Genomic DNA, 24,781 nt, shown 5'->3' on the forward strand with positions numbered 1-24,781 from the left:
TTCATGCGACGGATGGCTGCGATCGCGGCTCTTGGCGCCGCCCTGGTGGGGTCGGCATCCTGTAGTGCCGACCGCCCGGCATCGGTTCCAACTGCCGTGACTCACCGCGCCGGAGAGGTGAAAGAGGTATCGCCGGAGAAGAAGGCCACCTGCGACTCCTTCACCGCCGCCGAGGCTCAGACCACTGCGGCCGTCCGTCCGGTGGTGGATCGGCTGATGCACCAGCTGTCCGATCCGGCAGGCACCCCGACCGCGGTCGACGAACTGAAGGCTGTGCTCACGGCGTACGAGCGGAAGCTCGTCCCGATCGCCGACGCGGCCACCGATCCGCAGCTGCAAGCGACGATGCGGCTAGAGGTGGAGCAAGTACGCACGGCCCGGGCAGACCTCGACGCGGCGAAGGGAGACCGGGTGAAGCTGGCGGAGCTCGCGGACAAGATCGTCGAGAAGCGCATGGACACCGCCGACACGGTGCAGAATCTCTGCCACCTGTGACCCACCGGCGAGGGTACGCCTGCCTGCGGCGCTCGAGACGACTACAGTCGGAACCGGCCTACCAGACCCACTCGTGCCGGAGTGCCCGTGCCCCAGGTGTTCGACGTCGACGACATCCTGCCCGACCGGGCGGCCGAAGCCGTCCGGCTGCCGCGCAGTCAGGAGGGCTCGCCGCAGGGCTTGACCATCACGTTGATCGCCGACTACACGTTGAGCCGGCGCGCCTGGCTCCCCTCGGCGGCCATCGTCGACCTGCTCGGGCAATTCGGCGTGACCAGCAGCGCCGCCAGGGTGACCATCAGCAGACTGGCTCGAAGGGGAGTCCTGGAGGGCCGGCGGGACGGCAGGCGTAGCGCCTATCGCCTGACCGCGCCAGTGGCGGCCAGTCTCGCGATCGGCGGCGTCGAAGTCGCGGCGTTCGGGGGAGAGCCGGATTCCTGGGACGGAATGTGGACCGTCGTAGCTTTCTCGATGCCTCAGGAAGAAGGCAACCAGCGGCGCGCGATCCGGGACTATCTGCGGTGGCACGGATTCGCACCGCTCTATGACGGGGTGTGGGTCTCGCCTCGCCCGATGAGCCCGGAGCGGCAGGGCAAGCTGGCCGCGAACGCCTCCAGCGCCATCACCTTCATGCGTAGTAGCTGTCTGGAACTGCCGACCTCGGCGAACCGGACGCCGATCGAAGCCTGGGACCTCGCGGCGATCGCCGAGCGCTACCAGGACTTCATCCGGCAATGGAGCCGCCTCGCGTCAGCGTCCGCTGTCCGCCGTGTCTCCGGCGTCGCCGCCGTCCAGGCGCGTACCGAGGTGATGGACGCGTATCGCAGATTCCCCGGCCTCGACCCACTGCTGCCCCTGGAGCTGCTGCCGGCCGGCTGGCCACGTCTACGCGCACGTCAGGTGTTCGTCTCCGTGTATGACGGGTTGGCCCAGTCCGCCACGAGACACATCCGAGAGGTGGTCCGCCGGACTGACGACGGCGACTGGTCCGACATCCGGGCCCACAGCGTCGCCGAGATGGCCGCCGGAGTCGGTGAGCAAGCCCCGGCGGCGATTGGGAAGTAGGTCATCCCTTCAATCCTGAGCTGACGATTCCCCGGATGAAATAGCGCTGGGCGAACAGGAAGACCGCCAGCACCGGAACCACGTAGAGGGCCGCTGCGGCCGCCTGCACGGTGTCGTCGGGATTTCCATGGGGATCGAGGTAGAACGCGGAGATGGCGACCGCCAGCGTGGTGTGGTCCGGGTCCAGGAACAGGGCCGGTGCGATGTAATCGCCCCAGATCCAGGTGAATGAGAGCACGAAGGACGTCAGCAGCACCGGCTTGGACAACGGCAGGAAGATCCGCAGGAAGATGCGGGCGTACCCGCAGCCGTCGATGATCGCCGCGTCCTCGAGTTCGGTGGGGATCGCGGCGAAGAACTGCCGGAACAGGAACACCAGATAAGGGGATCCGGCTAGGCCCCACAAGACCCAGGGCCAGTAGGTGTTGACCAGTCCGGCGCGGGCGAACAGAACGTACGTGGGAATCAGGGTGAGGATCTGGGGCAGCATCATCGTCGACAGCAGCACCACGAACAGGGGCCGTTTGCCGAACCCCCGTAGGCGGGCGAAGCCGAACCCGACTGCCGCGCTGGACAGGGTCACCAGGGTCGCGTACAGGAACGACAGGAACAGCGAGTTGCCGAGGTACGCCGGGAAGTTGATCTCGGTGAGGGCCGCCGTGAAGTTGTCCCAGCGTGGGGTCTCGGGGAGCATCTTCGCCGGAATCGCCACCCACTCGGTCTTCGTCTTCAACGCCGCCAGCACAAGCCAGGCGAACGGGCCGGCGAACACCACGGCGAGCGTCATCAGCAGCAGATAGGTGCCCGTGACGCCGGCCGTAGGCCGCGGTCGCCGCGTGAGGGTCATCGGTCCGCCTCGCCGTCTACCTCGTAGTACACCCATAGCCGGCTGGACCGCAGGACGACGAGCGTGACCGCCAGGATGACGAGGAAGAACATCCACAGCATCGCAGAGCCGTATCCGTATCGGTTGCCGGAGAAGAACTCCTGATACACCTGCACCATGAACAGATGGGTGCTCTGTGGCACCTCCGCGACCCGGCCGACCTGGTTGGTCTGGGCCAGCAGCAGCGGCTGGATGATGACCTGGAACGATGCGATGACGCCGGTGACGACCTGGAAGAAGATGACCGGGGAGATCATCGGCACGGTGATGTGCCGGAACACGCGCCACCGGCTGGCCCCGTCGACGAGCGCCGCCTCCTCCAGTTCGGACGGTACGCCTTGCAGCGCGGCGAGCATGATCACCATGCCGCCGCCGAGTCCCCACAAGGTGAGGATGATCAGCGCGTAGAACGCGTTCGGATCGACCAGCCAGGAGATCGGGGTGACGCTGATCTTCTCCAGGATTGCGTTGAGAATTCCGGCGTCCCGGTTGAAGATCAGCTTCCACATGATCGCCATGGCGACCACGGGGACGACCGAGGGCAGGAAGAAGATCGTCCGGAAGAGGCCGACCGCCTTGAGCCGCCGGTTCAGCAGCACTGCCAAGCCGAGCCCGCCGCCTACGGTGAGCGGCACCGCGATGGCAGTGTAGGCGAGGGTGCGGAGCAGACTCGCGATGGCGTCGGTGTCGCCGAGCAGCTCGGCGTAGTTGCGCAGGCCCACCCAGCGCCACCGGTCGCTGACACCGTTGAAGTTGGTCAGGCTGATCCCCAACGCGTACACGAGCGGCAGGGCAGTGAGCAGGCCGAAGCCGAGAACCCAGGGCGCGACGAACAGGTAGAAGGTGCGGCTGGAGTACCGCCTCCAGCCGCGCCTCGTCGCGGGCGATGCTGTCGCGACCATCAGCCGATCTGGTCCTTGCCCTGCTTAAGCAGCTTGTTCATGTCGTCGGTGATCGCCTTCCCGGCCGCCTCAACGGTGATCTCGTTCTTGATAGCGCGTTGAAGGTGCTTGTCGAGCACGGGATTCCACGCCCCGGCAGCGCCCACGTAAGGCGAATCGGGCAGCTGCCCGGCGTACTGCAGCTCGGCCTGCTGCGTCTGGTAGACCTGCTTCTGGTACGCCAGCTGCTGCGGCATCAGGGAAAGCTGTGACTTCAGCGCCGGAATGCCCCAGCCGCTCTTGGCGCGCTCCTCCGACGGCGGTCCGGCCATGAAGTACTCCATGAGCTTCCACGCCTCGTCCTTGTGCTTGGCCTTCGCCGGGATGTACGCGCCCCAGCCCGCGTACGTGGGGCTGATCCGTTTGTCGCCCATCACCGGCGCGGGGGCCATGGCGATGGAATTCCTGACCGCGTCGGACTCCTTGGCGAAGTTGCCCCCGTACCAGTAGCCGTCCTGGGTGATCGCCATGCGCTGGGCGAGGAACAGCGACAGGTCCGCCCCGTCCGGAGCCGGATCGAGCGAGGTCGGCCCGACGCCGGCGCGCGCGAACTCGACGTACCACCGCAGCGCCCGCACCGCCTGGGGTGTGGTCATGTCAGTCTCGGTCTGATCCGTGTTGTAGAGCAGGCCACCCTGCTGGACGATCATCATCGAGATGGGCGCCCACAGGTTCCAGGCCCATTCCACGCCGAGTCCGTAGACCTGTGTCTTGCCGCCGGTCTTCTTCGTCAGCTTCTTGCCGATCTCCAGCAGTTCGTCGTAGGAGATCGGCTCGGTGGTGCTGAGCATCTTGATCTTGGCTTCCGCGAACAGCGCCTGGTTGTACCAGAGCGTGGCGTCCTGGCTCCAGTCCTTGACGATGCCGTAGTACGGTCCCTGGCCGATCTGTTTGCCGTCCCACCGGAAGCTGTCGTTGGCCGGAAGCAGGTCGTCCTTCTTCAGCACGGAGCTCTTGTCCAGATACGGATCCAGGTTGGTGGCCAGCTTCTGCGCGTTGCCGCTCGCACTGCCGACCGCCGCTCCGCGAACGAAATCGGGTGGCTCGTTGGAGGCGAGCATCGCGTTGAGCCGTGTGCCGTCGTACTCGATTAAATCGATCTTGATGCCTGGGTTCTTGGCCTCGAAGCCGGCGACGTGCTCCTTGGTCAGCTCGTTGTTCTTGTACATCACGGTCAGCGTCACCGTCTTGCCGTCGCCGTGCGAGCCGCCGGAACCGGCGTCGCACGCCGCCATCAACGGCGCTGCCACAGCGCTGCCCGCAACTAAAGCGGTACCAGACAGCAGGCCGCGACGGCTGAGGGGTCTATCGAGCATCACGGGTCTCCTAATCGGGGGAGTGGAAGACGTTCTGTGAGCGCTCACAGATTCACTCAAGGTCTTATATGTGTCAAGTGCGTACTCGGGCGCGTTGATAACTGTTATACGTCGTGCTAAGCCGGTCGCACGTCGAGATAGTCCACGTTGGGCAGTCCGGCCGCCGTCGTCGGATCGAGCCGGACGGTGTTTCCGCCGCTGGTCAGCGGAACTGTCAGGGTCTTCGTGAGCCAGGCCGCCCAGCTGCCGGTCGGCTCGAACACCACCGTGGTGATAGTGGACCCGTTGACGGACAGGTTGACGGATCGGCCGGCGGTGGATCCGTTCGCGAATCCGATCGTCAGTGTCGCCGTGCCCGTGGCTGAGGCGTTCACCGCGAACTGGGCGTACGCGCCGACGGCGTTGCTGCCGTTGCAGAATCCGCTGCCGGAGAAGCCGGCGTAGTTGGAGTCGATGGTGCCGTGGCAGGTCGCCGGGGCGGTTTCCGCCTCGTAGCGTTGCGATGCGGTGCTGGTCGCCGTCTCGAAGGCGCCGAGATCGGGCGCGGCCCCGGTGTACGGCAGGCCGACGTTCGTGCCTTTGTCGATCATTGTGCTGCTGGCGGCCAGCCGCAGGTGGGGGAGTCCGGGCAGGCTGCCGTCCGCCTGGCGGGGTGCGTCCCAGCCGGAGGTCGACACGCTCTGGAATTGGGAGTCGGACAGGGCGATGCCCAGATCCCAGGAGTTGTACGCCGAGCTGGTGCCGGTCATGTTCGACGTCAGCGTGCCGGTGTACGCGATGTTGTTGCGCAGATTCCCGCGTCCGACGGCTGCGCCGTTCGAGTCGACACCCAGCATGTCGAAACTGGGGTGGTTGCCGAAGCCGGTGTTGTTGAAGTAGTCGTTGGCCACGGGATGGTGGTTGGAGTAGAAACCGGCCGCCTTGTTTCCGAACGCGACCGAGAAGCGGACGGTGTGTTTGACCGCGCCGGCGTCGTAGGCGCCGCCGAAGCCGCCCATCTTGAAGCCGTTGCCGTTGCCGGAGCTCGTCGTCGTCCCCGGGATGTAGCCGTTCCGCCACGCCCATGAGTTCTCGATGATCACCGAGGAATACGTGTGGATGAGATCGAAGCCGTCGTCGGAGTTCCACCAGGCACGGCAGCCTCGGAACACGTTCGGCGCCTGCCCGGCCGGGGTGTAGTGCGAGCCGAACCCGTCCGCGCTCTCGCCCGCGCCGTTGGAACTGCGGGAGTCGAAGTTGTCGTGGGAGTCCGAGTTGAGGACGAGGTTTGCGGCTCCGCCGCTGATGAAAAGCCCCGGTCCCATGTGGTGATGGGTGTTGATCAGCTCGAAGACGTTGTTGTTCCCGGAGATCCAGATCCCCCAGGATTCGTGGTTCAGATCGTTGTTCTGGCGCACCCCGGTGACCTCGAGGCCCTTGAGATGAAGGTAGCTCCCGGTCACGTCGAATCCCTTGATCCGGCAGTCGTCGCGTACACCGGAGAAGTCGAAGACGGGCCGTTCGCCCGGGTACGCCCAATAGCGGATCGGGCTGCCGGAGGTGCCGCTCTTGTTCAGGGTGATCGCGTCGACTCTGGCGGTCTGACTTGTGCAGCTGCTGTTGGCGCGGACGTACGCATAGGTGCCGCCGCGGAAGTAGACCGTGTCACCGGGCTGCGCGACCGCCTGCGCATGGGCGATCGATGCCCACGGGGCGGACTGCGTGCCGGCAGCGCCGTCGTTGCCGCTGGGTGACACGTAATAGAGCTGGCCGGCCGCCTGGGCCGGCGACGCGAACGCTCCGGCCGCGCCGATCATGACGATCGCCAAGGACAAGGCCGTCGAGCGGGGGTTGATCCGTAGACCGCGACGCGGAAGCAGGTTCATGAGCACTCCACTCAGGAAGGGGTGTGCAAACGCTTTAACATTTCTGCCATCAGGAAGGTAGATCTCGACATAGGTCGATGTCAACAAGAAGGTCTTGACGCTGCCGCCGGGGAGCACCATCCTTTCTGTATCCGTTTTCGGAAACTTTCTGCGGCAGGGCTGATGATGCGGCGCGCGAGCCAACCCGAGGGCAGCCGGCGATCGACCATCCGTGAGGTGGCCGCCCTGGCCGGGGTATCGGTCGCGACCGTCTCCCGAATCCTCACCGGCACCTATCCGGCTTCGCCTGCTACACGGGCCCGGGTACTACGGGCGGCGGAAGAGCTGGACTACGTCGCCAACGCACATGCCCGCAGCCTCGCCGGAACTGCCAGCAGATCCGTGGCCATCGTGATCAACTCGGTGATCTCGCCGCACTACGCCCACGTCGCTCAGGGTGTGGAGGCGCAGGCGACCGCCGAAGGCAGACTGTGCCTGATCGGCACGACGGGCGGCGACCCGAAACGCGAGCTCGCGATGGTCAAGCACATGCGTGAGCAGAACGCCGAAGCCGTCATCCTCGTGGGCAACGTCGTGGCCGACGACGACTATCGAGACCGGATGCGCCAGTACGCGCAGGCGCTCAGCGCCGTGGGTTCACGGCTCGTCCTGTGTGGACGTCGGCCGCTCGGCCCGGACGTGCCCGCGGTCGTTGTGGAGTACGACAACGCCGGTGGTGCGTTCGCGGCCACCAGCCACCTGCTGTCCGCTGGCCACGAGCGCATCTTGTTTCTGGGCCGCCGCCCGGGCTACACCACCGCCGAAGGACGGCTCGACGGGTATCGCAAGGCCCTCACGGCGTACGGGCTGCCGCTGGATCCCGGACTCGAGGTCGAGGGCATGATGGAGTGGAACGAGGGCTACCGCATGATGAAGCAACGGCTGCTCGCCGGGCCGCCCGACTTCACCGCCGTCTTCGCCATCAACGATCTCATCGCCGGTGGCGCTCACCGGGCGATGGCCGAGCACGGCATACAGGTTCCACGCGACGTGTCGATGGTCGGGTTCGACGATCTGCCGCCGTCGCCGGACATCGGGCTGACCACCGTGCACCTGCCGCACGAGGAGATCGGCCGGATCGCCGTGCGTCTCGCACTGGAACACGCGGGCCAGGGCGGCGAGCCGCCGCATGTCGTCCTCGGTACGCACCTGGTCATCCGCGACTCGGTCCGGCCGCGCGTGCAGTGAAACCGGGCGGATCGCCGAACCGGCGGGGCCCGATTTCGAATGCCTAATTGAAACGATCCAAGGTGGCAGGGGCCTTCAAGCGGGCGTGATCTCCCGGCGATCCGGGGTGCTGTCGCGCAGAACGACCTGCGTCGCAACCGCCACGGCTCCGTGCTCCTGACCGGACAGCGCCATCTGCAACGCTTGGAGCCCCACTTCGCGCAGCGGTACGCGTACCGTCGACAGCGCGGGCGAGACGTCGAGCGCCGAGCCGATGTCGTCGAATCCGGCTACGCCGATGTCGGTTCCCGGGATGCGCCCGGCGTCACGCAGCGCCGTCATCGCGCCGATCGCCATCATGTCGTTGGCCGCGAAGATCACTTCGACGTCGTCCAGGCCGCGCCGCGCCAATTCGCGTACGCCCTCGATTCCCCCTTCGCGAGTGAAAGCGACCTCGATCGACCGATCGGCGTCCACCGTTAGACCGGCCTCCCGCAGTCCATCGGTGAACCCGGTGCGGCGGTCGTGCGAGGTGCGAATGGCGTCGGCGGCGTGCAGCATGGCGAATCTGTGGTAGCCGCGTTCGGCCAGCGCGATGGCGAGGCTACGAGCGCCGCCGCGGTTGTCGATCGCCAGGGTGTCGAACGGCAGGTCGTCTTGGCTGATCACCACCACCCGCCCACCAGCCGCCTGATACGCCATCAGTTCCTCGATGAGCGCCGCCCGGGTGTCGGTCCCCGCTATGCGGCTCCCGGCGATGAGGACGGCTCGGGGTCGCTGGCCGCGCAGTGTCCGCACGATCTGCAGCTCGAGGTCGGGCGACCGGTCGGCGACGGCCATCGTCACGATGAGGCCGGTGGCCTCGGCTGCCTCGGTCACTCCGGCCGCGATCGAGGAGAAGTACGGATCCTCGACGTCGCTGACCACCAGTGCGACGGTGCTGGTCGAGCCACGTGCGATCGCCTGGGCGGACAGATGCGGCGCGTACCCCAGCTTCTGCGCGGCGGCCTTGACCCGGTCGGCGTACTCGGCGCGGACGACGCGATCGCTGCCGTTGAGCGCCCGGGACGCGGTCGCATAGGACACGCCCGCCTCGCGCGCGACGTCGTGCAGCGTCACACGCCGGCGGCCCACCGCTGGCGGGGCTGCGTCCTCCACGCCGCCATTGTGCCATCGGCGGCTGGCTGGTTTGACGCCGTCCGAGGCGATGCTGGAAACGTTTGTCGCCGGCTCTCCGGCGTGCGGATATTCTTTGCGCGTGCCGCATCCATCCAGGCCGACGGTCACCTTGCACGACGTGGCGGCTGCCGCCGGCGTCTCGCTGGCCACCGCCTCGCGTGTGCTGGGTGGCAGCTCTCGCCGGGTCGCGCCGGAATACGAGCGTAAGGTGCTCGCGGCGGCGGCCTCGCTGCGGTACGTGTCGGATTTGTCCGCCCGCGCGATGCGACGCGAGACCGACACCGTCGCGCTGGTCGCCGACGACCTCACGACCCCGTCGATCGGCCTGGTGGTCGCGGCGATGGAGCGCCAGGCGCGGACCGTCGGCGCGTTCGTGACGGTCTCCTCGACCCGGGGAACCCCGGAGCGGCAGTACGAGACCGTCCGGACGCTGTGCGCCTTCCGTCCGCGCGCTCTGGTGCTGACCTCGGCGCGGATCCTGGCGCAGTCGGCCGGGGGCCGGCTGCTCGACGAGTTGCTCGCGTACCAGCAGCAAGGTGGCCGGGTGGTGATCTTCGGGGTCACCGACATGCCGTTCGACTCGATCAGCGTCGATGACCGGGGATCGGCCCGGCTCATGGGCGAGCACGTGGCGGCGACCGGTCACCGCCGGGTCGTGGTCCTCGCCGGGGCTCGCGACCGGATGAACGTGTCGTCGCGTACGTCGGGATTCGTGGAAGGCCTGCTGGCCGGAGGCCTCGACATCCAGGACATCCGCATCGAGAACTGCGAGGTCAGCCGGCAAGGCGGTCTGGACGCTGTGAGGCTGCTGCTGGAGCGAGGCCTGGGCGATACCGACGCGATCGTCGCCGCGAACGACCTCATCGCGATCGGCGCGTTGACCGCTTTGCGGGCGGCGGGCGTCGATGTGCCCGCGCGGCTGTCGCTGACGGGCTTCGACGACATCCCGCTCGCCGAAGACCTCACCCCGCGGCTGACCACGATCGCCCTGCCGTTGGCCGACATCGGCGCGGAGTCGATTCGGATGGCGCTCGCGCCGTCGCCTGGCGGCCCGGTCCGCCAGACCGTGGGCGGCACGCTCGTAGTCCGCGAGAGCACCGTCAGTCGCTGAATCGGCGGAACCGGCCCGAGCGCATCGGGGTCTTGACGCCGCAGCCGTCGGCATGCAGACTCCGGAATACGTTTTCCCACTCGCGGGAATCCACCTTAGGAGGGCTGGGTGTCAGGCCTGAACACGCCTCGGCTTCGAGCGCCCGCGCGCCCGCGGCGCAACCGGGACGACAAGTCGTTTCGAACGCCCGCGCGCTCGCGGCGCAACCGTGACAACAAGGCGGCGGCGCTGTTCCTGCTGCCGTGGTTCGCCGGCCTCGTGCTCATCACCCTCGGCCCGATCGCCGCCTCGCTGGCGCTGGGCTTCACCGACTACAACCTGATTCAGCCGGCCAAGTTCAGCGGCCTGCACAACTTCAGCCGGATGCTGTCCGACGAGCGGCTGCACCAGGCGCTCGGTGTGACCTTCACGTACGTTCTGGTGTCGGTGCCGCTGCAACTGGGCTGCGCGCTCGGTCTAGCGCTGCTGCTCGACCGGGGACTGCGCGGGCTGGCCTTCTACCGTTCGGCGTTCTACCTGCCGTCGCTGCTGGGCTCCAGCGTCGCGATCGCGGTCCTGTGGCGGCAGATCTTCGGTGCCGAGGGAATGGTCAACCAGGTGTTGGACCTGGTCGGAGTGCAAGGACGCGGCTGGATCTCCGACCCGAGCACCGCGTTGTCCACGCTGATCGTGCTGAACGTCTGGACGTTCGGCGCGCCGATGGTGATCTTCCTGGCCGGGCTGCGGCAGATCCCCGTCATGTACTACGAAGCGGCCTCCGTCGACGGCGCCACCAGGTGGATGCAGTTCCGCAAGATCACTCTGCCGCTGTTGTCACCCATCGTCTTCTTCAATCTGGTGCTGCAGATCATCCACGCGTTCCAGTCGTTCACCCAGGCGTTCGTGGTATCCGGCGGCAGCGGCGGACCGTCGGACTCCACTCTGTTCTTCACGCTCTACCTCTATCAGCGCGGCTTCAACAACTTCGACATGGGCTACGCCTCGGCGCTGGCCTGGCTGCTGCTGATCATCATCGCCGGGTTCTCCGGCATCAACTTCTGGGCCGCCAAGTATTGGGTCTTCTACCATGACTGAACTTTCCCTGCGGCGATCGACGAACAGCCCTGGTCGCGTGCGTACGGTCGTCAAGCATGCCTCTCTGATCCTGATCGCGCTGATCATGCTCTATCCGGTGCTGTGGATGGTGGTCAGCTCGCTGCGGCCGAACAACGAGATCTTCCGCAGTCCCGGTCTCGAACTGGACGGGCTCCAGGTCCACAACTACACCGACGGCTGGACTGCGCTGTCCTCGCCCTTCGGGCACTATCTGCTCAACTCGGCGATCGTCGTGCTCGGCGCCATCATCGGCAACCTGGTGTCGTGCTCCATGGCGGCGTACGCCTTCGCCCGGCTGGAGTTCACCGGCAAACGCTGGTGGTTCGCGATCATGCTCGGCACGATCATGCTGCCGATCCACGTGATCATCGTCCCGCAGTACATCATGTTCTCGCAGGTCGGCTGGGTGAACACGTTCCTGCCGCTGATCGTGCCGAAGATGCTGGCGACCGATGCGTTCTTCGTGTTCCTCATGGTCCAGTTCATCCGGGGCCTGCCCCGCGAACTGGACGAGGCGGCCCGCATCGACGGCGCCGGCCACCCCCGCATCTTCCTGCGGATCATCCTGCCGCTGATGCTCCCGGCCCTGGCCACGACGACCATCTTCACGTTCATCTGGACCTGGAACGACTTCTTCAGTCAGTTGATCTACCTCACCGATCCGAACATGTACACCGTCCCCGTCGCGCTGCGTTCCTTCGTGGACTCCACGGTCGACTCGTCGTGGGGCTCGATGTTCGCGATGAGCGTCGTCTCGCTGGTGCCGATCTTCCTTGCCTTCCTCATCGGCCAGCGTTACCTGGTCAAGGGCATCGCCACGACCGGGATCAAGTAAGTCGCACACCCTCTTCCGCTCACCTGCCCCGTCCCCGAAAGGACGCGAGATGCCTTACAGACCCACCCGCCGCGAACTGCTCGCGCTCGCCCTCGCACTGCCCACCGTGGCCGCCCTCGACGCCTGCGGCACCGGCGGCGACTCCGGCTCGGAACTGTCCAAAGACCCGGTCACGCTCCGCTTCACCTGGTGGGGATCGGACGCCCGCCATCAGCGTACGCAGAAGGTCATCGAAGCGTTCCAGAAGGCGCACTCGACCATCACCGTCAAAGGCGAGTTCAAGGAGTGGAACGGCTACTGGGACAGCCTGGCCACCACCGTCGCCGCCAACGACGCACCCGACATCATCCAGATGGACGAGCTCTACCTCGCCTCGTACGCACAACGTGGCGCCCTGCTCGATCTGGGAACGACGGGCAAGTACCTCAAGACCGCCGACTTCGACGCGAACGCCCTGGCGACCGGGGCGATCGACGGCAAACAGTACGCGCTGCCGGTCGGCCTCGGCACGTACTCCATGGTGGTCAACACCGACCTGCTGACGCAGCTCAACATCCCGATGCCCGACGACGCCACCTGGACCTGGGAGGACCTCAAGACGATCGGCAAGCAGATCTCCCAAACCGGCGGCGGCAAGATCACCGGCGTGCAGTCGTGGGGCTTCGACGCCGGCGGCGTCAACATCTGGGCCCGGCAGGCCGGCGCGTCGCTGTACGACGACAAGGGCAACGTCGCGATCCCACCGCAGGTGCTCGCCGACTACTGGAGATACTTGCTGGACTTGGCCAAGAGCGGTGCCGCCCCGCAACCGTCGGTGACCATCGAGCGCGCCGGCGCGGGACTCGACCAGTCCGGGACCGCCACCAACACGTCGGTCTTCGGCACCTGGTGGAACACCCAGATCACCTCGCTGACCAAGGCCAGCGGCAAGAGCCTGAAGCTGCTCCGGCTGCCCGGCGAGGCCAAGTCCGCCGCCCCGGCCGCCTATTACAAGCCGTCCATGTTCTGGTCGATCTCCTCCCGGTCCAAGCACGCCGCCGAGGCCGCGTTGTTCGTCGACTTCCTCGCCAACAGCCAGGAGGCCGCCGACATCCTGCTCACCGACCGGGGCGTACCGGCCAACACCACGATCCGCACCTCGATCAAGTCGAAGCTCACCGGCACCGACAAGGCGGCGGCCGATTTCCTCGACGCAGTCAAGGTCAGCAAGCCGCCACGGGTCACGCCGAACGGCGCGAGCACCATCGAGGCCATCCTCAAGCGGCACACCGAGGAAGTCTTGTTCGAGCGCGCAACCCCCCAGCAAGCGGCGGACAAGTTCATCGCCGAGCTGCAAGCCGAGATCAAGGCCGCTTCCTAACCGCAAGAACCCGGGTGCGCCGGCAACGGGGGCCGGTGCACCCGTCGCACCGAACGAAGGAGCTCCACACACTCATGCCACAGCCGAGATACCGGACTGCCATCGTGGGGACCGGCGCGATCGCGACCGCCCACGCTCAGGCGGTGCGCGTACACGATGATCGGGCCGAACTGACCGCGGTCGTCGATGTAGACCGCGACCGCGCGGCCGCGTTCGCCGCGACCTGGGACGGACCCCAGGTGTACGCGAACTTGACCGACCTGCTCAGCGACCAAGCGGTGGACCTGGTGCACGTCTGCACGCCCCCGGCGTCGCACGCGGCGCTGGCGCAGGAGTGCCTGAAGGCGGGCGTCACGGTCCTGCTCGAGAAGCCGCCGACCCTGTCGCTCGCGGAGCTTGACGCACTCGCGACGGCGTCAGAGGCGTCCGGAGCCCATGTCGCGACCGTCTTCCAGCACCGGTTCGGCGCGGGCGCGGCCCGGCTGCGGCAGCTGGCGGGAGCGGGTGAGCTGGGCCGGTCGCTGCTGGCGACATGCGAGACGCAGTGGTACCGCGACGCGGCCTACTTCGAGGTGCCGTGGCGTGGGCGGTGGGAGACCGAGGGGGGCGGGCCCACGATGGGGCACGGCATCCACCAGTTCGACCTGCTGTTGTCGATCCTCGGCCCGTGGGAGACGGTGACGGCGGTGGCCGCGCGCCGCGCGAGGCAGGTCGACACCGAAGACGTGTCGATGGCGTTGGTCACCTTCGCCGACGGCACGGTCGCCTCTGTCGTCAACTCGGTCGTGTCGCCGCGCCAGACGTCCCGGCTGCGCTTCGACTACGAATACGCCACGGTCGAGCTCGACCACCTCTACGGGTATTCCGACGCCGACTGGACGGTCACGGCCGCCCCGGGCCACGCCGCCGTCGAGCAGCAGTGGTCGGCCGCCCTGTCCGACGAGACGAGCGGCCACACGGGGCAGCTCACCGTCGTCTACGACGCGCTCGACGCGGGGGTCGCGCCGCCGGTCACCCTCGCCGACACCCGCCGGACCATGGAGTTCGTCGCCGCCCTCTACGCGTCGGCCTTCACCGGCCAGCGCGTTCACGCCGGTCAGATCGGCCCCGACCATCCCTTCGCCCAGCAGATGAACGGAAACCGGACCCTATGACCCTGCTCCTGCATCACGCGCTTGGCCGTTCGGTCACCGTCCGCGCTGGTGAAGTTCCGCTTTTCACCTATGTGTACGCACCCAGCACCGACCGGATCGAGTCGCCCAAGCCCTACCTCCACCCGATCCACACGCTGGCCGGTGACCTCGTGTCGTTGTTCCGCCCGCACGACCACGTGTGGCACAAAGGCATCGCCTGGTCGTTGCCACACGTCGGCGAGCACAACTTCTGGGGCGGTCCCACCTACGTGCACGGGCAGTTCTACGTGCAGCTGGACAACAACGGCAGCGCCGTGCACCGGGAGATGACGGCTCTGTCGGCCGACGGTGGCCGAGCCGACGCCGCGCACCGGCTCGACTGGATCTCCCAAGCCGGGCAGAAGGTCATCGAGGAGCAGCGGGCCCTCACCGCCACCGTCCTCGACGACGTCAGCTGGGCGCTGATCTTCGACACCGCCATGACGAACGTGTCCGGCGACACGCTGGACTTCGGTTCGCCGACCACCAAAGGCCGGGAGAACGCCGGCTACGGGGGCCTGTTCTGGCGCGGACCGCGTTCGTTCACCGGTGGCGTCGCCCAGTCGCCGCACGGCGTCGGCTCCGACGACCTGCGGGGTACGCGAGCCGACTGGTTCGCGTACCGGGGCCGCCACGACGAATCGGGCCGCTCCTCGACGATCGTCATGATCGACGACGCCGACAATCCGCAGCATCCGCCGCAATGGTTCACCCGCAGCGAGGAGTTCGCCTGCCTGTGCCCGGCGCCGTTCTTCAGCGAGGAGCTGAGCCTGGAGCACGGGCGTACCCTGCGGTTCCGGTACGCCGTCGTCGTCGCCACCGGCGATCACGGCGTAGGCGGCACGATCTCCCTGGCCGAGCAGGGTCGATCGGTGCTCGCGGCAACCGTGCCGGCGTCGCCGAGCGGGGGAGTGGTCGCGTGACCGGGTTCCCGGGCGGCACGTCGATCTCGCGGCTGTCCGTCTACGAAGGACAGTGTGCCGACGGGCTCGCCGGGGGAACGCCGCATCTGCATACCGCGTCCACCGAGGCGTACGTGGTCGTAGCCGGGGCTGGTGAGCTGCACACGCTGGACGCCTCGGGGTTCACGGCGACACCGTTGCGGGCCGGTTCGACCGTCTGGTTCACCCCCGGCACGATTCACCGGGCGATCAACCACGACCGCCTGCACGTCGTGGTCATCATGCAGAACGCCGGACTGCCCGAGGCCGGCGACGCGGTGATGACCTTCCCGACCGAGGTCGTCGCCGACCCGTCGGCGTACGCCCAAGCCGCGGCGTTGCCGCTCGACGCCGATCCCACCACGATCTCCGACGCCGTCTACCGGCGGCGCGACCTCGCTGTCGAAGGCTTCACCCAGCTGGTCACCGCCGCCCAGCAAGGTGACTTGACCCCACTGCACGACCTGTACGCCGCCGCCGTCGCCCTCGTCCGCCCGAAGATCGCCGGCTGGCGCGAGACCTGGACGGCGACCGTCGAACGGGAGACCCACCGCACCGATCAACTGCTCGACGCGCTCGCTCGCGGGAACGGCGAGCATCTGCGTCACTCGGTGCTCTACGAGTCACCGTCCACCGACCCGCCGCGCTGGGGGATGTGCGGTCGCCTCGGCGCCCACGACGTCACCCACCCGACGGTCCTTTCAGGAGTCCCATCACCCTGACTCATCTCACCCGAGGAGCACGCCCATGTTCCGAACCTGCGCCCGGCGGCTCGCCACCGGGGCCGTTCTCGCTCTCGTCAGCACGGGTATCGTCACCGCGATGCACACTCCGGCGCTGGCGGCGAACACGACGTACTACGTCGACGCCTCGGCCGGCGCCGACGCCAACAGCGGCCTCGACCAGAGCCATCCCTGGAAGAGTCTCAGCAAGATCAACGCCACGACCTTCGGCGCCGGCGACAAGATCCTGCTCAAGGCCGGCAGCGTCTGGACCGGCCAGCTGTGGCCGAAAGGCTCCGGCGCGGCCGGTTCGCCGATCGTCATCGACTCCTACGGCACCGGCAGCAAACCCCGGATCAACGGTGCGGGCACGGTCGCCGACGCCGTACGCCTGTTCAATCAGGAGTACTGGACGATCCGCAACCTCGAGGTGACCAACACCGTGCCGCCCACCGGAACGCCCGGCGCGAACCTCGGCGACTTCCGCGGCATCCACGTCAGCGGCGACAACAGCCAGACACTCGACGGATTCGTCATCGACGCAGTCACCGTCCACGACGTCACCGGCCAGGTCAACTGGATCGGCGGCGACACTGCGGACAACCAGCCCGGCATCACCTTCCAGACCGGCTGGGACAAGTCGAAGCGTACGGGCGGGATCGTCTTCGACACCACCGTGCCCAACATCGCGGCCCCACCGAGTACGCCGACGATCCTCAACGGCATCACGGTGCAGAACTCGTCGATCTCGAACACGTCGTTCGCCGGCATCGTCGTCAAGCAGTACACCGGATCCAGCTCCGGCGCGGTCGCCACCGGCTGGGGAACCCGCACCGGCGCCAGCGACACGACGTTCAAGCCGCACACCAACGTGACGATTCGCAACAACTACATCACGCAAGCTGCGACGGCGTACGGCTGCAACGGCATCTACCTCACCGACGTCCGCGGCGGCACCATCGAACGCAACGTCGTCGACAAGACCGGCACCTCCGGCATCGAGACCTACTTCGCCGACAACGTGACGATCCAGTTCAACGAGGTCTTCGGCACGTCGCAGAAGGCCGGAGGCGCCGACTCCAACGGCATCGACACCGACAAGGGCACAACTGGCCAAGTCGTCCAGTACAACTACGTCCACGGCAACGGCGACGGCATCCTGCTGTGCCAGTTCGCCTTCGGCAACGTCGTCCTGCGCTACAACGTGATCACCAGCAACACCCGCTACCAGATCTACCTGCACTCCGACCCGGCGGCGCGGGCCCAGATCTACAACAACACCCTGTACAACGACGCCAGCAACTATCTGATCTACGGCTACGGCACCTACCTGACCTCTGTTTACGCGATCAGCAACAACATCCTCTACTCCACCCGGGCCAACGCCACCATCTCGACGGGCTCCACCATCACCTACAGCCACAACTTGTACGGCGGCGCGACCCTGACCGTGCCCAGCGGCGACACCGGAGCCGTGGTGGCGAACCCGCAGTTCGTCTCAGCCCCGATCAACGCCCCGTCCGGTACGCAGGCCACCGGCCCGGCGCTCGCAGCTGCGTACGAGCTGAAGGTGTCGGCGGGCTCGCCCGCGGTCAACGGCGGTGTCACGATCTCCGGCAACGGCGGCCGCGACTACGAAGGCAACACCCTCTACATCGGCGCCGCCGACATCGGCGCGTTCGAGCAGCCCACCGGCTCGACCACCCGATACGAAGCCGAAACCGCTCCGGCGGTCTGCACCGGAACGATCGACTCGAACTGGTCGGGGTACTCGGGTTCGGGATTCTGCAACGGTGACAACGCCGTCGGTGCGTACGCCCAGTTCACGGTCAGCACCCCGGCGGCCGGCACGGCCACGTTGAGGGTGCGATTCGCCATCGGCGGCACGACCGGCCGCTCCGCCGACGTGATCGTGAACGGGTCCACGGCGGCCACTGTGTCGTTCGAGGCCACCGGCGGATGGAGTACCTGGGCCACCAAGACGCTGACCGTCTCGCTCAACGCCGGAAGCAACACGATCCGGTTCAACCCGACCACCTCCAACGGCCTGGCCAACCTCGACTACCTCGAAGTCGCGACCACGCCATAGCGCCTGCTCCACGGACGAGAACAGGGCCCGGCTGCGTTGGTACGCAGCCGGGCCCTCCTGCATTACGCCGCCCCTCGTCGTCGCTCCGCTGATCACGCCGTGGCGGACCGGCGGAGTAGCGCCCCGGTCAGCACGGGCACATAGAACTCGGTCATGCCCCCGAGGTTTGGATGCGTGCCGGTGCCGCCGGTGCCTGGGAAACCGTTGACGAGGCTGTCGAACGTGTAGGCAACTCGTTGAGCATCGACGCGGGTGTCGAGCGTCGTGTCCGCGAAGACGTCGGCTACGACCACATTCCACTTCTGCGCGGCCTGCAGAGTCACCTGACGGAGCGGCAGTTGAGTGTCCCAGTCTCGCGAGCCCAGCTTGTGGACGGCCACGTAGACGATCTGGGCGGCCGGCCACTTCTGCTTCATCGCATAGATGGTGGCCTCGAGCGAACCGGCGTACGTCCGGGTGTCGAAGGTCGCCGGATCTTGGGACGGGCTGACCACGCCGATCACGTACGTGTGCTGATCATGGATCTCGATGGCGTCGTTGGTTCCGCCGTCGAACACCACGAACGCCGGCGATACGGTGCTGGCGTTTCGCACCTGCGTGATGATCTGCCCGCCAGAAGCGGTGGACGGTCCGATGGTCGCCCCGTTCCTGGCGTACTTGGTCAGCGTCATCTTCTCCCGTTCCGCGACGAGATTGACAAAGCTGCGCGGATACTGATGCCCGTAGACGATGCTGTCGCCGAACGCGTAGACCGACGACCCGGCCAGTGAACCGTTGGCGGCGTACGCGGGACGGGTCAACCGGAAGTTGTCGATCGACTGCACGCCGGATCCGTAGTAGTTGCAAGCGACGACCCGGGCGAGGTTGGTCCCGGTGATGGTCGCCGTCGCCGAGGCGATCACCCGTGGTGAAGTCCCTTTGCTGGTGATCGTGTACTGGATCCGTCGGAGGGTGAGGTGAAGATCGACGGTGTACCACTTGGTGCGGTCGAAGCTCGTCCTGATCCACGTCGGGTTGAGCGAATCGGGAGCCGAGGTGGAGGCTGAGTCCGGTCCGGCCACCGCATAGCGGAGCTCCGAGGCGGTCGCCGCGATGGCGAAGACGAGATGCCCGTTGCCGTCGCGGAACTCGACGCCGGTCTTCATTGCATCGCTAGTGATCGCCGTCTTCCAGTCGAACCGCAGGTCGAGCGTCCGCTCGGTCAGGATCGACGCCGACAGCGGGCGTACCGAGGTCGTGTAGTTCTTCATGCCTTGCGTGACGTTCAGTACGCCGTTGCTGATGCTGGCTCCGATGGGGAACCCGAAGTTCGGCGGATCGGTCTGAGCAGCGAATGTTTCGTACATCAACACTGTGCCCGTGGCGTCGGAGGCCGAGGCGTCATCCGGCACGACGGCCGGGCAGAACGCGACGATCCCCGCGACGACGAGCCTGGTCCATATTACGAGCTGGCTTCCGGTTCTGCGAATGACGATAGGCATGCGAGGGGCTCCTCTGACGACGCGGGGATCTGTGGCGCTATTTGCGCTCGAGGGCCCAGACGGTGGTGCTGTCGGTCGACCCGGTGTTCCACTTCAGCTCGCCGCCCGCGGTGGCGTACATGTAGTCGCGGTCGGAGCGGCTGTTGTTGAGGCGGTAGCCGCCAGTGGCCGGTTCCAAGCCCCAGAGCGAATCGGCGATCACTTCGCCGGAGTTCCAGAGGACGGCGTTGTTGGCGCCGTCGGTGTCCAGGTAGTACCGCCCGGTCCTGACGTTGCGGATCGTCCACGCGCCTGAGGGGTCCTGGGTCACGACCCAGTCTTGGTCGTCATAGGAGCTCGCTGGCGCGACCGTCATGACGCCACTGGCCTCGGAGTCCAGATATCTGCCAGTCGCCACATTCCGGATCTTGTACGTGGCGCCACTGACGACGCCGCCTGTGTCGGCGCGCTTGTACGCGCGAAAGTAGTCGACGACGAATTCCTTCGGCTGAGTCGCGTTCGGATCCACGGTGCCGGTCCAGCCGGCGTTCTCATAGATGCCCAGCAGGAACACCGACGGGTACGCGGGGGACGCGTTGATGGTGTCCTTCAGGACGTTGTCCACGTAGAGCTTGATCTGGGTGGGGTTCCATTCGAGGGCGTAGATGTGAAAGTCGGCGGTCATGTCGAAGCCGACGGACACCGTGTTCCCGGCTTCGGGAAGGTTCGGGTCGGACCACTTGTGGAGGTTGTAGTAGAAGCTCTGCAGCCCGTGTACGCCCGGCGCGTGCTCGACGACGTCGATCTCGGCCCGCTGCGTCGAGGTGTCCTGCTTGCCGACCGTCCAGAACGCAGTGTGAATACCGGTACGCGCGGACGACTTCGCGCGGATCTCGAAGTATCCGTACTGGGGCGCGTACTTCATGACCGTGGGAATCGAGTGATCGAACGGCGACGTCTGATGCAAGCCGGTCCGCTGTCCCGTCTGGATGCTGGAGACCTTCATCGGATTGTCGGCGTAGTAGGTCGGCTGGTCATTGTCGATCCGCAGGACGAGAGCGTTGTCCCGGAAGCCGTAACGCGCCCGGGAACGCCACTCCGGCGTTCGCGATTCGAGATAGTTCGTGACCCACAGCCCGGTGTCGAGGCTGCCGTCGAACTCGTCATGCCGATCGAGAATCCAGCCAGGCTTGTCCAGCGGATTCGGTTGGACGCCGGCTGCTTGGAGCGGTTGAGCACCGGTCATGGCTACCACCAGGCCCGAGGTGAGCAACGAGAGTGCGGCCGCCAGCGCCGTACGCCGGCGGACATCGGTCTTCGCATTCATGACGATTCGCGGTCTCCTTTAACTATGAGCACCCTGAGCGACTTCTGGGCGCGTGGCAGCGCGGGCGGCGGATGGCCATGTGCCGATGGCCGGTCCTCCGTCCTTGGTCACGGAGCAGCAGCATGGGGCTCGTGCCGAACCCCATGTCGGAAAACGTATTCCGTAGTCTGGTGACACATTTCGATCGTGTCAAGGGTCGATGTCTGGAGGACCGGACCTGCAGATGCGTGGGCGAGCGATCGGCGCTCCGGTGGAGTGTCGCAAGGGGACGGCAGGCCGGGGATCTGGCGGCGTCTGCTCACGCTGACCTGCGGTCGCAGTCTGGTGTGCCGCGGGCGCCGGCACTGATGGGCCAGACGGGCATTGCCATCGACGTCTCGCCGAACTTGGTGCCCGTCATCTCCTTGATGGGCGCAGCCGACAGGGGAGTGACCCCGACGGGTGCTCCTCCGGTTGGAGCAAAAAGCGGAGAACTTCGATTGACACTTAAATGAGCGTAGGGCAATCTATCTGTTGCATATCCGATTCGGGCCGACAGCGGGAAACCCGCCCCGCGTCGGCGAGGGTGCCGCCGCCCTTTCAGATCCGCACCGGACCGGACGGTAAACAGCTGTCAGCTGTCCGCTGTCGCTGGGCGGACCGCGCACGGTCCGTGGGCTTTCGCGGGTCGCCCCTTTGCCATGCCCACCGAGAGATCAGTCGGTCCCACACACCTCAACTACCGCAGGACGCCAGGAGGCATCGTGTCCATGCAACGACGAACCGTCCTCAAGCTCGCAACCACGGCAGCAGCCGGAACAGGTCTGTCTCTACTCGGAGCCGGCCAGGGCTACGCCGACCCCGCCCCGGCGACGCCCTTCGCCGTCGGCGTGCGCCAATACAGCTGGACCCGCGGCAGTCGCCAGATCACCACCTACGTGTACTACCCGGCCACTGGAACCCCCGGGGGCAGCCCGGTCACCAACGCCCCGGTCGCTCCCGGCGTCTTCCCCGTCTACAACTTCACCCACGGATACAGCAGCAGCCCCCAGAACTCCCTGTTCGTGATCCGCCCGCTGGCGGCCGCAGGTTTCATCGTGCCCGCCCCGTACTTTCCCAACATCAACATCAACGACGTCTACAACGGCAACATGTCGATGGATGTCTCGGAAGTCCTCACGCGAACGCTGGCACTGAACACCTCCAGCGACGCTCTCGCGGGACACATCAACACCGGCATCGGGGTGGGCGTATCAGGTCACTCCATGGGCGGCATGACCACCCACGGTCTGCTGACGGCCTGGCCGGACTCCCGGATCGTGTCCGCCAACCCGCAGTCGTGCGTCGACATGGGCAATCCGTCCACCAGCGTGCACGCCAAAGTCCTGTTCGTCCACGGCGACAAGGACACCACCTGCGCCTACAGCTCCGCCCGGCAGGCGTACTCGGAACTGCCCGCGCCCAGGGGATTCCTTACCTTCGTCGGCGGAAGCCACACCAGCTTCTGGAGCGACACCAAGTTCCCGAACACCGTCGTGGACTGGGCACGGTGGAGCATGTATGGCGACACCACGGCCCGGGACCGGCTCGCCGGTGATGCCACCTCCTCCTCCACCCGATGGGAGTTCGTGGACGGCAGCACACCCCCGGGTACCACCTACTACAACCTGGTCGCCCAGCACAGCGGCAAGCTCGCCGACATCAACTCGGCATCCACTTCCGCCGGCGCGCTGCTCATCCAGTGGCCGTCCACTGGACGCACCAACCAGCAGTTCGAGTTCGCCGACACCGGTGACGGTTACGTGCGTGTCAAGGCCCGCCACAGTGGGCTCGTGCTGCAGGTCGCCGGCAACTCCTCCGGGGCTGACGTCACCCAGCAGCCGGTCGGCACCGCCGCGAGCCAGCAATGGCGCCTCGTCGACCAGGGCAGCGGCGTCATCAGCCTGATCAACCGGCAGTCCGGATTGGCTCTGGACGTGTGGGAGGCCTCCACCGCCGACGGAGCGCGGATCTCGCAGTACGCGTACAACGGCAACGCCAATCAGCGGTTCGCGCGCCGGGCCGTTTGACCCCGTCGCAATCGGCATGACGGCACCATCGGCACCTGTCGGCCCGCGATCGTAACGGCGGGCCGACAGGTCGGCGTCACGCGTCAGGCGTAGATGAACCAGTAGCCTGAGGGGTAGCTTCCGCCGGTCGGGTACCAGACGCACTGCAGCGGTCCGGTCCAGCCGTAGTTCTCGATGCCGTAATTTCCGATCCGGACGCATTCTGAGTAGTCGTAGACGACGCCGCGAAGACTCGTCGCGGCGTGTGCTGGCGTGGCCCCGACGAACACCGTCGAACCGGCCAGGATCGTCGCCACGACCGCCATCTTGACTCTGCGCATACTACCTCCATCGATAGAACGATGTGCATGATAATAGATATAGGTCGATCAGAGGGGATCGTCCGATTCGGCGACATGTTTCGGCAAACCATTGGCCTGATTCGACTTTAGGCGGTGTGCGCCTCCAAATGGACGCCGCCGGGTCCGTCGAGCTGAATCCGCGCGATCTCGGTCACGGCCCGATACAGCGGGTAGCCCTCGACCGCGTCGCCGTGGCGTACCTGGCACGCGCCGCTCGGATGGGCCACGCCGTCGCGGTCGATGACGGTCATCCGATACTCGCCGTCGGTGGGCGCACCGGCCAAACTGACCAACAGCCACGACGGTTCGCCCTGGTAGAGGAACACGGTTCCGGTTCGGACGCCGGTGCTGCTGAGGATCGGCAAGGCTTTCAGATACCGGCCGCCGGCCACGCTCAGCGTCTGGCGATGTTCGGCGGCCAGTCGCCGGTCCGTCGCCGTCGCCTGCCAGACCACCGCGCCGGTGAGCACTGCCGCCACCAGCACCGCGCATACGACGGCCAAGTGGCGGGTCCAGCTCCGCTTCGACATGGGGGTACGCCGTGCGGGGCGGGCTTCGTGAAGCCGGTTGAGCACGGCGGATTCGAAGCCGGTCGGCGGCTCGTGAGCCGGGGCGAGCAGGAGCAGCTCGTCGGCGGCCTTGGCCAGCCCGGCCAGCTCGGTGCGGCAGGCGTCGCAGGTCGCAGTGTGCAACAGGACGGCCGCGCGTTCGGGGCCGGTGGCGGCTCCGGTCGCGACCTCGGCCAGCAGCGGCCGTACGCCTTCGCAGTCCGGGCGGTCAGTCATCGGTCACCTCGAGCTGGTCGCGCAGCCGGATCAGACCGAGCCTGATCCGGGTCTTGGCGGTGCCGAGCGGGATGTCCTCCCGTTCGGCGATCTCCCGGGCGGTGAGCCCGTAGAACGTGGCGAGCACGACGGCGACGGCCTGCTCATGGGGCAGGCCGTGCAGGGCTGTGCGGACCCGGTCGGCGTCGGGCCAGCCTTCGAGCGGCCGTTCGGCTTGCGGATCGAGCAGCCCGAGCAGAGTGTCCGGCTCGTAGGGCCGTTCGTGGCTGACGCGTACGACATCGATGGCGGCGTTCCGGGTGATCGTGAGCAGCCAAGACGCGACGGCTCCGCGGCGCGGGTCGTAGCCGCCCGCGTACCGCCAGGCCCGCAGGAACGCCTCTTGGGCGACCTCCTCGGCGGTCGCCGGGACGCCGACGATCGTGAGCGCCAGACCGAAGACGCGCGCCTGATATCGGCGTACGAAGGCCGCGGCCGCCTGGGAGTCGCCGGCCGCCATTCCGGCGACCAGTCCCTCGTCTGTCACCGCCATGCAAGGTACT

General features: G+C 66.9%; 22 protein-coding genes. 12 read left to right on the plus strand and 10 right to left on the minus strand.

The window, feature by feature from the left end; genetic code table 11:
* Positions 1-3: 3 nt before the first annotated feature.
* A complete protein-coding gene (locus tag HOV77_RS06470) occupies positions 4-495 on the plus strand; it encodes a hypothetical protein (RefSeq protein WP_290858917.1) in 492 nt (163 codons plus the stop codon).
* Positions 496-582: 87 nt separating this feature from the next.
* Positions 583-1,560 (plus strand): PaaX family transcriptional regulator C-terminal domain-containing protein, encoded by a 978-nt coding sequence (locus tag HOV77_RS06475; protein WP_290858919.1) that lies wholly within the window; start codon positions 583-585, stop codon positions 1,558-1,560.
* 1 nt (position 1,561) lies between these two features.
* Here HOV77_RS06475 and HOV77_RS06480 read toward each other — a convergent pair whose 3' ends face one another.
* The 4 genes from HOV77_RS06480 to HOV77_RS06495 all read right to left on the minus strand — a co-directional run bounded on the left by HOV77_RS06480 (position 1,562) and on the right by HOV77_RS06495 (position 6,568).
* Positions 1,562-2,407, minus strand: coding sequence for a carbohydrate ABC transporter permease (locus HOV77_RS06480; RefSeq protein ID WP_290858921.1), 846 nt, complete (start codon positions 2,405-2,407; stop codon positions 1,562-1,564).
* The gene (locus tag HOV77_RS06485; protein ID WP_290858923.1) at positions 2,404-3,348 is read right to left on the minus strand and encodes a sugar ABC transporter permease; all 945 of its coding nucleotides are present in this window, start codon (positions 3,346-3,348) and stop codon (positions 2,404-2,406) included. Before HOV77_RS06485 ends, HOV77_RS06480 begins: the two co-directional genes overlap by 4 nt.
* Complete coding sequence (locus HOV77_RS06490; protein ID WP_290858925.1) at positions 3,348-4,637, minus strand: sugar ABC transporter substrate-binding protein; 1,290 nt, start codon at positions 4,635-4,637, stop codon at positions 3,348-3,350. The genes HOV77_RS06485 and HOV77_RS06490 overlap by 1 nt, the downstream gene beginning before the upstream one ends.
* Positions 4,638-4,819: 182 nt before the next feature.
* Positions 4,820-6,568, minus strand: coding sequence for a carbohydrate-binding protein (locus HOV77_RS06495; protein WP_290858927.1), 1,749 nt, complete (start codon positions 6,566-6,568; stop codon positions 4,820-4,822).
* 216 nt (positions 6,569-6,784) lie between these two features.
* Between HOV77_RS06495 and HOV77_RS06500 the strand changes: the two genes are divergently transcribed.
* On the plus strand, positions 6,785-7,795 hold the full coding sequence (locus HOV77_RS06500; RefSeq protein WP_290858930.1) for a LacI family DNA-binding transcriptional regulator: 1,011 nt from the start codon (positions 6,785-6,787) through the stop codon (positions 7,793-7,795).
* 75 nt (positions 7,796-7,870) lie between these two features.
* Here HOV77_RS06500 and HOV77_RS06505 read toward each other — a convergent pair whose 3' ends face one another.
* On the minus strand, positions 7,871-8,932 hold the full coding sequence (locus HOV77_RS06505) for a LacI family DNA-binding transcriptional regulator (protein WP_290858932.1): 1,062 nt from the start codon (positions 8,930-8,932) through the stop codon (positions 7,871-7,873).
* 100 nt (positions 8,933-9,032) lie between these two features.
* On the opposite strand from HOV77_RS06505, the gene HOV77_RS06510 reads away from it, so the two are divergent.
* The 8 genes from HOV77_RS06510 to HOV77_RS06545 all read left to right on the plus strand — a co-directional run bounded on the left by HOV77_RS06510 (position 9,033) and on the right by HOV77_RS06545 (position 18,278).
* Positions 9,033-10,064: a LacI family DNA-binding transcriptional regulator gene (locus HOV77_RS06510; protein WP_290858934.1), complete on the plus strand. Its 1,032-nt coding sequence runs from the start codon at positions 9,033-9,035 to the stop codon at positions 10,062-10,064.
* A 108-nt stretch (positions 10,065-10,172) separates the two neighbouring features.
* Entirely contained in the window at positions 10,173-11,138 is a 966-nt protein-coding gene (locus HOV77_RS06515) for a sugar ABC transporter permease (RefSeq protein ID WP_290858936.1), read from the plus strand.
* A complete protein-coding gene (locus tag HOV77_RS06520) occupies positions 11,131-11,994 on the plus strand; it encodes a carbohydrate ABC transporter permease (RefSeq protein WP_290858938.1) in 864 nt (287 codons plus the stop codon). Before HOV77_RS06515 ends, HOV77_RS06520 begins: the two co-directional genes overlap by 8 nt.
* Before the next feature lie 49 nt (positions 11,995-12,043).
* On the plus strand, positions 12,044-13,354 hold the full coding sequence (locus HOV77_RS06525; protein WP_290858940.1) for an extracellular solute-binding protein: 1,311 nt from the start codon (positions 12,044-12,046) through the stop codon (positions 13,352-13,354).
* 74 nt (positions 13,355-13,428) lie between these two features.
* Positions 13,429-14,508, plus strand: a complete 1,080-nt coding sequence (locus tag HOV77_RS06530; RefSeq protein ID WP_290858943.1) for a Gfo/Idh/MocA family oxidoreductase — start codon at positions 13,429-13,431, stop codon at positions 14,506-14,508.
* Entirely contained in the window at positions 14,505-15,449 is a 945-nt protein-coding gene (locus HOV77_RS06535) for a PmoA family protein (protein WP_290858945.1), read from the plus strand. Before HOV77_RS06530 ends, HOV77_RS06535 begins: the two co-directional genes overlap by 4 nt.
* Complete coding sequence (locus HOV77_RS06540) at positions 15,446-16,189, plus strand: cupin domain-containing protein (RefSeq protein WP_290858947.1); 744 nt, start codon at positions 15,446-15,448, stop codon at positions 16,187-16,189. Before HOV77_RS06535 ends, HOV77_RS06540 begins: the two co-directional genes overlap by 4 nt.
* A gap of 25 nt (positions 16,190-16,214) precedes the next feature.
* Complete coding sequence (locus HOV77_RS06545) at positions 16,215-18,278, plus strand: right-handed parallel beta-helix repeat-containing protein (RefSeq protein WP_290858949.1); 2,064 nt, start codon at positions 16,215-16,217, stop codon at positions 18,276-18,278.
* A 92-nt stretch (positions 18,279-18,370) separates the two neighbouring features.
* Here HOV77_RS06545 and HOV77_RS06550 read toward each other — a convergent pair whose 3' ends face one another.
* Complete coding sequence (locus HOV77_RS06550; RefSeq protein ID WP_290858951.1) at positions 18,371-19,759, minus strand: SGNH/GDSL hydrolase family protein; 1,389 nt, start codon at positions 19,757-19,759, stop codon at positions 18,371-18,373.
* 37 nt (positions 19,760-19,796) lie between these two features.
* The gene (locus HOV77_RS06555) at positions 19,797-21,065 is read right to left on the minus strand and encodes a family 16 glycosylhydrolase (protein ID WP_290858953.1); all 1,269 of its coding nucleotides are present in this window, start codon (positions 21,063-21,065) and stop codon (positions 19,797-19,799) included.
* A 749-nt stretch (positions 21,066-21,814) separates the two neighbouring features.
* On the opposite strand from HOV77_RS06555, the gene HOV77_RS06560 reads away from it, so the two are divergent.
* Positions 21,815-23,113 (plus strand): RICIN domain-containing protein, encoded by a 1,299-nt coding sequence (locus tag HOV77_RS06560; RefSeq protein ID WP_290858955.1) that lies wholly within the window; start codon positions 21,815-21,817, stop codon positions 23,111-23,113.
* 83 nt (positions 23,114-23,196) lie between these two features.
* Here HOV77_RS06560 and HOV77_RS06565 read toward each other — a convergent pair whose 3' ends face one another.
* The 3 genes from HOV77_RS06565 to HOV77_RS06575 all read right to left on the minus strand — a co-directional run bounded on the left by HOV77_RS06565 (position 23,197) and on the right by HOV77_RS06575 (position 24,765).
* Positions 23,197-23,433, minus strand: coding sequence for a hypothetical protein (locus HOV77_RS06565; protein ID WP_290858957.1), 237 nt, complete (start codon positions 23,431-23,433; stop codon positions 23,197-23,199).
* A 107-nt stretch (positions 23,434-23,540) separates the two neighbouring features.
* A complete protein-coding gene (locus tag HOV77_RS06570; RefSeq protein WP_290858959.1) occupies positions 23,541-24,239 on the minus strand; it encodes a zf-HC2 domain-containing protein in 699 nt (232 codons plus the stop codon).
* Complete coding sequence (locus HOV77_RS06575; RefSeq protein WP_290858962.1) at positions 24,232-24,765, minus strand: sigma-70 family RNA polymerase sigma factor; 534 nt, start codon at positions 24,763-24,765, stop codon at positions 24,232-24,234. The genes HOV77_RS06570 and HOV77_RS06575 overlap by 8 nt, the downstream gene beginning before the upstream one ends.
* Positions 24,766-24,781 lie beyond the last annotated feature (16 nt).

The organism is Hamadaea sp. (genome assembly GCF_013362815.1).
Taxonomy (GTDB): domain Bacteria; phylum Actinomycetota; class Actinomycetes; order Mycobacteriales; family Micromonosporaceae; genus Hamadaea.